The following is an 8,946-nucleotide window of genomic DNA, read 5'->3' as shown; positions in this document are numbered from 1 at the left end:
GGGCAGGGGCGGCTCGGGGGCGCGGTAGACGTAGGCGGCAAGCAGGGTGATTTCGTTGAAAGGTGGGGCCAGCTCGGCGGGTGCATAGCGCCCCATGGGTTGCAGGCCGAGGGTGAAGGCCACGGCTTCGAACATTCGCCGGTCGGTTTCATTGGGGTCGTAGAGGTAGATCTTGCCGGGCCTTGCGACTACGCGGCACATCTCCTCTGCTACAGCGTGTGTGATCGGTGCGCCCATCAGGGTCACGTGGGGCACGCTATGGTCGTCGACGGGAAACCTGGGGGCGTCGTATTCGTACACCAGGATGAGGTTGGGGATGGGCTTGCCGGCAAACAGGCCGTTGGAGATGCGCTGGCCTGCCTTGTTGAGGTTGTAGGCGTTATGGAACCCGGTTGTCAGGTCTTTGCCTTGAACGCGCTGAACGATGCGGCCTTCCCCCCAGACATCGAGAATCTGCAGCACAGTGCCTCCTGGTAGGCGATTCGTGGACCTTGTGCAGCATGGGCCCTCGCCGCCGTGGCAGGCATCGGGAAGCATTGCCGCCACCAACGAAAACGCCCGGCACATGGCCGGGCGTAGACGTGAAGCACTGTTACCGGATCAGAATTCGTGGTCAGCGGTGTCCGGGTTCAGGTTGGCGATGCCCAGCTTGCCTGCGGCCTGCTCGATGGCGCCGGTCTGCTTGACCAGGGCAGCGATGGCGTCACGCACGATCTGGTTGCCGGCGGTGTTGTCGGCAGCGATCAGTTGGTCATAGTGCTCGCCCTTGAGGGCGTGGTCGACAATGACCTGGATCTTGGCTTCGGTGGCTTCCAGGTCGGCCTTGAGGGTGGCGTCGGTTGCCGGGTCGACCTTGGCGACCAGCGACGACAGGCTCGGGCCGGTGACCTTGGTGCCGTCCGGGCGGGTGTACTCGCCCAGGTAGACGTTACGGATGCCTTTGGCGTCGTAGAAGTGCGAGTAGTGGGTGTTGTCGCTGAAGCAGTCATGCTCGTCTTCCGGCGAGTTGGCTTCCAGCGAAACCTTCATGCGTTCGCCTGCCAGTTCACCCAGCGACAGGCTGCCCATGCCGAACAGCATCTTGCGCAGGCCGTCGTTGGCGGGCTCTGCCTCAAGCTTGGCGCGGTAGTTGTCGGCCACGTTCGGTGCCCAGTTGCCGACCATTTCTTCAAGGTCGGTGACCAGCAGGTCGGTGACTGCCTTGAGGTAGGCACGGCGGCGCTCGTTGTGGCCGCCGGTAGCGCCCTGGCCTTCCAGGTAGTCGGAAGCCGGACGGTTGCCGGCGCCCGGGCCGGTCCCGTTCAGGTCCTGGCCCCAGAGCAGGAATTCGATGGCGTGGTAACCGGTGGCAACGTTGGCTTCGGACCCGCCCAGCTCGTTGAGGCTGGCCAGCTTCTCGGGGGTGATGTCCTTGACGTCGATCTTCTCTTCGCCCACCTGGATTTCAGTGTTGGCGATGATGTTGGCACTGGCAGCCGGGTTACCCAGGGCATGCTCGTAGCTCTTGTCGACGTAGTCGATCAGGCCTTCGTCCAGGGGCCAGGCGTTCACCTGGCCTTCCCAGTCGTCGATGATGGTGTTGCCGAAGCGGAAGGCTTCGCTTTGCAGGTAAGGGACGCGCGATGCAACCCAGGCATCCTTGGCGGCCTTGAGGGTGTCATCGTTCGGGGTGGCCAGGAATGCGTCCACGGCGCCCTGCAAGGTCTTGGCGGTGCTCAGCGAGTCGCTGTACACGGCGTACACCAGTTCGGCGTAGTGCTTGACCACGGCCTTGCCGGCGGCTTCGTCGACAGCCCCTGGCGCGCTGGCAGAAGGGGTGGCGGCCGCGGGTGCCTGGGCTTGCGGCGCGGCGGCCTTGTTGTCCTTGCCTTCACCGCAACCGGCGAGAGCGATGGCAATGGCCAGCAGACTGGCAGAGGCCAGAGGCATTCGAATCATTATTGGTTTCCTGCGTCGTGTGGTTGGACCAGTGGGTGGGCCGTGCGCCGTGGCACGCGAAACCGCAACATCATGCGAAAGATTTGCATTTGCTGTAAAGGGCCAAGCGCGCAATTCATGTAAATGCGGGTCATGGGGTGTAACCGGCAGGCTCAGAGCACCGATACCTGGTTGCGCTGAGCCTGTTTGAGGAAGTTGGTCAACTCGCGGGCCGACAGCGGCTTGCTGTAGTGGTAGCCCTGGCCCTCGTGGCAGCCCTGCGCCACGATGTAGGTCTCCTGCTCGGCGGTTTCCACCCCTTCGGCAATGACCTGCATGCCCAGGCTCTTGCCCAGCTGGATGATGGCCCGCACGATGGTGGCGTCGTCATCGTCGTCCAGCAGGTCCTGAACGAAGCTCTTGTCGATCTTGATCTTGTCCAGCGGCAGGGATTTCAGGTAACTGAGCGACGAGTAGCCCGTGCCGAAATCGTCGATGGCGATCAGCGCCCCTGAGCGGCGCAGGCTGAGCAGGTGTTGGGCGGCGGTGCTGATGTCTTCCATCAGGCCGGTCTCGGTCACTTCGAGCTCCAGGCTGCGCGGCGGCAGGCGGTAGGCCTGCAGCAGGTTGTTGACAACCCTGGGCAGCTCGCTGTGGTGCAACTGCACGGTGGACAGGTTTACCGCCATGCGCAGGTCGCCGAAGCCCAGGTCATGCCATTCGCGCAGTTGGCGGCAGGCCTGGTCGAGCACCCATTCGCCAATGCCGATGATGCTGCCATTTTGCTCGGCCAGCGGGATGAACTGGTCCGGCGGCACCATGCCCAGTTCCGGGTGCTGCCAGCGCAGCAGGGCCTCGACACCGACCACGCGGTGGTCGCGGTAGCTGATCTGCGGCTGGTACACCAGGTACAGCTGGTTGCGTGGCAGGGCCTCGCGCAGGTCCTTCTCCAGTTCGCGGCGCCGGCGCATCTCGCTGTCGACGCTGGCGATGTAGAACTGGTAACGGCTGCGTGAACGGGCCTTGGCCAGGGTCATGGTCTGTTCGGCTTTTTGCAGCAGCTTCTCGGTGCTGTCGCCGTCTTCCGGGAACAGGGTGATGCCGATGGTGGCACGCAGGCGGATTTGCTGATGGTGATCGAGGTCGAACGGCACTTCGAGGTCGTCCAGGATGCTCTGCGCCAGTTCGGCCGCTTCGTAGGGCTGCTCGATGTTGGCCTGTACCAGGGCGAACTGGTCACCGCCCAGGCGGGCGAGGGCGCCCAGGCGGCCGCTGTGGGCGCGAAGGCGGTCAGCCAGGGCCAGCAGCAGCTGGTCGCCTACCTGGTAGCTGAACTGCTCGTTGATGCCCTTGAAGTCGTCCAGCCCCACGCACAGCACGGCTACCCGGTGCTGCAGGCGCCCGCCATCGACCAGAATCTTGTCCAGCTGCTGTTGCAACTGCTGGCGGTTGGGCAGGCCGGTGAGGAAGTCGTACTGGGCCATGCGTTGCAGGCTGTTTTCTGCCTCATGGCGCAGGTGGGTATTGCGTTCGATCGACGCCAGTAACTGGTTGGCGGTGTTCACCCACAGCCCCAGTTCGTTCTTTTCATGCCCCTTGATCAGCGGGATCTGGTGCTGGCTTGGGCGGTCGGGGTTGATCTGGGTGAGGTGCTCGATGATCTTCGACAGTGGCTTGGTCAGCAGCCAGTGGTAGACCAGGTACAGCACCAGCCCCATGGCCAGTGCGCGCAGCACACCCGAAATGAAAATGATCACGGCGTTGAGCAGGAAGTCCCGGCCATACGACGAGGTATCGAGGGTGATGTTCAGGTCACCGTAGTATTCGCTGTAGGGGCCGCGGCCGACCAGTTGGGTGGTGTAGGTGCGCTCCTGGCCAAGAATCAGGTCGGTCAGCCAGCGCATGGGCGTGTCCTGCAGGGGGCGGGACTTTTCTGCCAGCATGGTTTCATTGGGGTGGCCGATGGAGGCCATGCGCACGGACTCGTCCTGGAACAGCCCCTCCATGACCTGCATGCCCATCTCCCGGTCAAGGCTGTACACCGCCTGGGTGGAGGGGTCGCGGAACATGTCGAGGATGCGCTGGGCATCATTGTTGACGGCCTGGCGGGTCTTGTAGGTGTCGTAGACGATCTGCGCGCAACTGAGCACGACGCCGACCGCTAGCGCCGACAGCAGCACGACCCTGAGCAACTTGACCGACAAGCTGTTCCGCAATTCCAGCTTCAATGGAGGTTATCCTTAATTCATGCGAATGGCATCATTTTGCCATCAACGATGACCATACACTACCGCGTGGCCACGAGCAGTGTATCGGTTGCCAGACCCTGCAACTTGAATGCGCTGTATCAATAATCCGGTGGTTTGATGTTAGCGTGCAATACGGCCTGAGCAAGCACAACCCTGCGTTGCAGCCGGCATGAAAAAACCCGGCGCAGGGCCGGGTTTCTTGTTCAAGGCTGAGGGGCTCAGGCCTTGAAGGTTTTACCTTCGAACTGCTCGGCAACGAATGCCCAGTTGACCAGGTTCCAGAACGCCTCGACGTACTTGGGACGCAGGTTGCGGTAGTCGATGTAGTAGGCGTGTTCCCATACGTCGCAGGTCAGCAGCGGGGTGTCGCCGCTGGTCAGCGGGCAGCCGGCGCCGATGGTGCTGGCCAGGGCCAGGGAGCCGTCAGCTTTCTTGACCAGCCAGCCCCAGCCGGAACCGAAGGTGCCAACCGACGTCTTGGTGAACTCTTCCTTGAACTTGTCGAAGGAACCGAAAGCGGTATTGATGGCCTCGGCCAGAGCACCGGTTGGCTGGCCGCCGCCGTTTGGCGACAGGCAGTTCCAGTAGAAGGTGTGGTTCCAGACCTGCGCGGCGTTGTTGAAGATGCCGCCCGAAGAGCTCTTGACGATCTCTTCCAGGGTCTTGCCTTCGAATTCGGTGCCTGGGACCAGATTGTTCAGGTTCACGACATAGGTGTTGTGGTGCTTGTCGTGGTGATACTCCAGGGTTTCCTTGGAGATGTGCGGCTGCAGGGCATCATGGGCGTAAGGCAGCGGCGGCAATTCAAAAGCCATGGTGGATCTCCTGATTCAGGTCTAGTTCGCGGTTTGCGCAGGGCCGATCACGGGCGGCCCTATGAGCGTCGGCGAGTTTGTACTCTTTGCGACGCAAGGGCTGGATCATAGCACCAGCCCTGGCGCATAACCACGCAACAAACATAGGGATAAGAGGTTCCTGGGCGGTCACCGGCTGGCGACCAGCGGTGAGCCTGCCGCTGGCAAGCCCACCCGCGTATGGGCTGGGCTTGCCGGCAACAGGGCCGTGGAAATCAGCTGAAGATCAACTGTGCGGCCACTGCGAACATCATCACCGCCACCATCAGGTCGAGCATGCGCCAGGTGGCCGGCCGCGCCAGCCACGGCGCGAGCCAGGCCGCGCCCACGGCCAAGGTCGAAAACCACAGCAGCGATGCGCTGGCTGCCCCGGCAACATAGGCGCCGGGGGCGGCCTGCTGTGCGCCCAGTGAGCCGATCAGCAACACGGTGTCCAGGTAAACGTGAGGGTTCAGCAGGGTGACCGCCAGGGCACTGAGCAGTACGGCGCGACGTGAGCGCATGCCCTGGCCCTGCTGGTGCTGCAGGCTCTGTTTCGAGCAGGCGCTGCGCAGTGCCTTGGCCCCGTACCACAACAGGAACAGCGCACCACCCCAGCGGGCGACGGCCAGCAAGGTCGGGTTATGCGCCAGCACCGTCGCCAGGCCGAATACCCCGGCGGCCACCAGCAGTGCGTCGCAGACAATGCACAGCGCGGCCACTGGCAGGTGGTGTTCGCGGCGCAGGCTTTGTGCCAGGACGAATGCATTCTGCGCGCCAATGGCCATGATCAGGCCGAAGGCCACCAGCATGCCATTGAGGTAGCTTTGCCACATGGTGATTACTCCGTAAAAGATGCTGGCTATTGTGATTTGCCACGCTGTATAAGAAAAACCAATAAAGCTCATCACTCATTAGGAAAATCGATGTTCGACTACAAGCTGCTTGCCGCGCTGGCTGCGGTGATCGAACAGGGCGGTTTCGAGCGCGCAGCCAGCGTGCTTGGGTTGTCGCAGTCTGCGGTGTCCCAGCGCATCAAGCTGCTGGAGGCGCGGGTCGGGCAGCCGGTACTGGTGCGCGCAGCACCGCCCAGCCCCACCGAGGTTGGCCGCCAGTTGCTGAACCACGTGCAGCAGGTGCGCCTGCTGGAGCGTGACCTTCAGCGCGAGGTGCCGGCGCTGGACGAAGGCGGCGTGCCGGAACGCCTGCGCATCGCGCTCAATGCCGACAGCCTTGCCACCTGGTGGGCCGGCGCGGTCGGCGACTTCTGTGCCCGGCACAAAGTGTTGACCGACCTGGTGGTGGAAGACCAGGAGGTGGGCCTGAAACGCATGCGCGCCGGTGAGGTGGCTGCCTGCCTGTGTGGCAGCGAACGCCCGGTGGCCGGCGCCCGCAGCCTGGCATTGGGCGCCATGCGCTACCGCGCGCTGGCCAGCCCTGCGTTCATGGCGCAACACTTCCCGCAGGGTTTCGACACCGGCCGGCTGGCACGCACCCCGGCCATCGTCTACGGCCCCGATGACTTCCTGCAGCACCGGTATCTGGCTTCCCTGGGTATCGAAGACGGTTTCCTGCACCACCTGTGCCCATCGTCGGAGGGTTTTCTGCGCATGACCGAGGCCGGCCTGGGCTGGGGGCTGGTGCCTGAGCTGCAGGCCCGTGAGCAACTGGCCGCTGGGCAACTGGTGGAAATTTGCCGGGATACCCCCATCGATGTACCGCTGTACTGGCATCATTGGCGCACGGGCGGGCAATTGCTCGCGCAACTGACTGACCACCTGCGGCACACCGCCCGGCAATGGTTGGTGCCCTTGTAGGGGCGGCTGGCGTCAGTTGCTTCTGAAATTTGGCAAGACGGAGTGTTACATGCGAATTCTGGTCACTGGCGCGAGTGGCTTCATCGGCGGTCGTTTCGCGCGCCACGCCTTGGAGCAGGGGCTGGACGTACGGGTCAGTGGTCGGCGCGCCGAGGGGGTGGAGCACCTGGTCAGGCGGGGTGCGCAGTTCATCCCCGGCGACCTGGGCGATGCCGAACTTGCCCGCCGCCTGTGCCAGGGTGTGGAGGCTGTGGTGCACTGCGCCGGCGCGGTGGGTAACTGGGGGCGTTACCAGGACTTCCACCAGGGCAACGTGGTGGTGACCGAGAACGTGGTCGAGGGCTGCCTGAAGGAACATGTGCGGCGCCTGGTGCACCTGTCGTCACCGTCGATCTACTTCAATGGCCGCTCGCGCCAGGACATCCGCGAGGACCAGGTACCGCGACGCTTCCATGATCACTACGGGCGCACCAAGTACCTGGCCGAACAAAAGGTGTTCGGTGCGCAGGAGTTTGGCCTGGAGGTCCTGGCGCTGCGGCCGCGCTTTGTCACCGGCGCGGGTGATGCCAGTATTTTCCCACGGCTGATGCAGATGCAGCGCAAGGGCCGCGTCGCCATTATCGGCAATGGCCTGAACAAGGTGGACTTCACCAGCGTGCACAACCTCAACGAGGCATTGTTGAGCGCGCTGTTTGCCGATGGCCGGGCGCTGGGCCAAGCCTACAACATCAGCAATGGCCACCCGCTGCCGCTGTGGGACGTGATCAACTACGTGATGCGCCAGATGCAGTTGCCGCCGGTGACGCGCTACCGCAGCTACGGGCTGGCCTACGGCATGGCCGCGTTAAACGAGGCTGCTTGCCTGCTCTGGCCCGGGCGCCCGCAACCCACGCTGTCGCGCCTGGGCATGCAGGTGATGAGCCGTGATTTCACCCTGGACATCAGCCGCGCCCGCCAGCACCTGGATTACCAGCCAAAGGTGAGCCTGTGGACGGCATTGGATGAGTTCTGCACCTGGTGGAAGCACCAGCCGCCCGGCCAGTGAACCGGTCGCTGTGATGATGGTCATCAGAGCGCCGTGCGAGCGGTTTATACTTCTGTCTCTTTGCTATCTGTTTGGTTGAAGCCCCATGCGCAACGATGCTCACGACGATTTCGATGATGTGCCCCCTTTGCGTGCCGGCACGCCGGATGATGATGAACTGCTGCCGGCACATGTTTCACGCAGCCGTCAAAAGGCCGCGAAGCCTGCGAGCAACGCGCCGCTGTGGGCGTTGCTGGGGGCTGCGTTCATTGCCCTGGGTTGCCTGGGCTGGTGGAGTTTCCAGCAGATCTCGCTGATGGAGCAGCAACTGGTGGCTACCCAGGAAAGCTTTGCCCGTATCAGCGAAGAGGCTGCTGGGCGCTTGCAAGCCATCAGTGGCAAGGTCGAGGCCAGTGAGTCTTCCAGCTCCAGCGGCAGCGAAGCGCTGAAGCTGCAGATTCGTCAATTGCAGGCAAGCCTTGCCGAACAGGGTAAACAGCAGCAGGGTGTGGCGGGCCAGGCAGGTGACCTGGGCAAGCGCCTGGAGCAGGTGCTGGCCGATACCCGTGAGCAGCAAAAGGCGGTGAGTGAGCTGCAAACCCAGTTGCAGGCGCAACTCAAGGCGGTGAACGGCGAGCTGGCGGCGTTGAAGTCCGGGCAGCTGGATGGCGGCAAGGTCGACGGGCAACTCAAGAGCTTGAGTGACGAGGTTGCGGCGCTCAAGAAGCAAGGCAACCCGAAAGCCGCCATCGAGAGCCTTGAGCAGGATGTACTGGTGCTCAAGAGCCAGCTGGACGGCCGCGCGAATTCAAGCGCGGGCGCTGGGGCTTCTGTGCAGGAGTTCGATGCATTCCGTGGCCAGATGACCCGCAATTTCAACAACGTGCAAAGCCAGTTGCAGAACCTTCAACAGCAAATCAACGCTACCCCCCGGTAGGGCCGATCGCGATGGGCTGCAACGCAGCCCCAGCGGTATCAGCTTCAATCATAGAATGCCGGGGGCGCTGCGCACCCCATCGCGAGCTTCGCTAGCGCCTACGGGGGAATATGTACGTCCCTGTAGGAGCGACCGCAGGTCGCGATGGGCTGCAACGCAGCCCCAGCGG

8 protein-coding genes are annotated in these 8,946 nt (G+C 63.3%); 3 read left to right on the top strand and 5 right to left on the bottom strand.

What is annotated here, in order from left to right:
- The 5 genes from IAE36_RS23220 to IAE36_RS23200 all read right to left on the bottom strand — a co-directional run.
- Positions 1-462: hypothetical protein (locus IAE36_RS23220; protein ID WP_201214947.1), on the bottom strand; the 462-nt coding region annotated here is incomplete at its 3' end.
- A 138-nt stretch (positions 463-600) separates the two neighbouring features.
- Positions 601-1,938 carry an imelysin family protein gene (locus IAE36_RS23215; protein WP_201214946.1) on the bottom strand — a complete coding sequence of 446 codons (1,338 nt, stop codon included), beginning with the start codon at positions 1,936-1,938 and terminating at the stop codon, positions 601-603.
- A gap of 152 nt (positions 1,939-2,090) precedes the next feature.
- Positions 2,091-4,145 (bottom strand): putative bifunctional diguanylate cyclase/phosphodiesterase, encoded by a 2,055-nt coding sequence (locus IAE36_RS23210; RefSeq protein WP_028635150.1) that lies wholly within the window; start codon positions 4,143-4,145, stop codon positions 2,091-2,093.
- Between the two features lie 239 nt (positions 4,146-4,384).
- Entirely contained in the window at positions 4,385-4,981 is a 597-nt protein-coding gene (locus IAE36_RS23205) for a superoxide dismutase (protein WP_028635149.1), read from the bottom strand.
- 254 nt (positions 4,982-5,235) lie between these two features.
- On the bottom strand, positions 5,236-5,835 hold the full coding sequence (locus IAE36_RS23200) for a LysE/ArgO family amino acid transporter (RefSeq protein ID WP_060482486.1): 600 nt from the start codon (positions 5,833-5,835) through the stop codon (positions 5,236-5,238).
- 90 nt (positions 5,836-5,925) lie between these two features.
- Between IAE36_RS23200 and IAE36_RS23195 the strand changes: the two genes are divergently transcribed.
- The 3 genes from IAE36_RS23195 to IAE36_RS23185 all read left to right on the top strand — a co-directional run bounded on the left by IAE36_RS23195 (position 5,926) and on the right by IAE36_RS23185 (position 8,777).
- Entirely contained in the window at positions 5,926-6,816 is an 891-nt protein-coding gene (locus IAE36_RS23195; protein WP_201214945.1) for a LysR family transcriptional regulator ArgP, read from the top strand.
- Positions 6,817-6,865: 49 nt separating this feature from the next.
- Positions 6,866-7,861, top strand: a complete 996-nt coding sequence (locus tag IAE36_RS23190; RefSeq protein ID WP_201214944.1) for an NAD-dependent epimerase/dehydratase family protein — start codon at positions 6,866-6,868, stop codon at positions 7,859-7,861.
- Between the two features lie 85 nt (positions 7,862-7,946).
- On the top strand, positions 7,947-8,777 hold the full coding sequence (locus IAE36_RS23185; RefSeq protein ID WP_201214943.1) for an ATPase: 831 nt from the start codon (positions 7,947-7,949) through the stop codon (positions 8,775-8,777).
- Positions 8,778-8,946: the final 169 nt, after the last annotated feature.

Origin of the sequence: Pseudomonas sp. S36 (assembly GCF_016647875.1) — a bacterium.
GTDB lineage: Bacteria > Pseudomonadota > Gammaproteobacteria > Pseudomonadales > Pseudomonadaceae > Aquipseudomonas > Aquipseudomonas parafulva.
The sequence above is the reverse complement of the archived record's forward strand: the minus strand, read 5'-3'. Positions and strand labels throughout refer to the sequence as shown.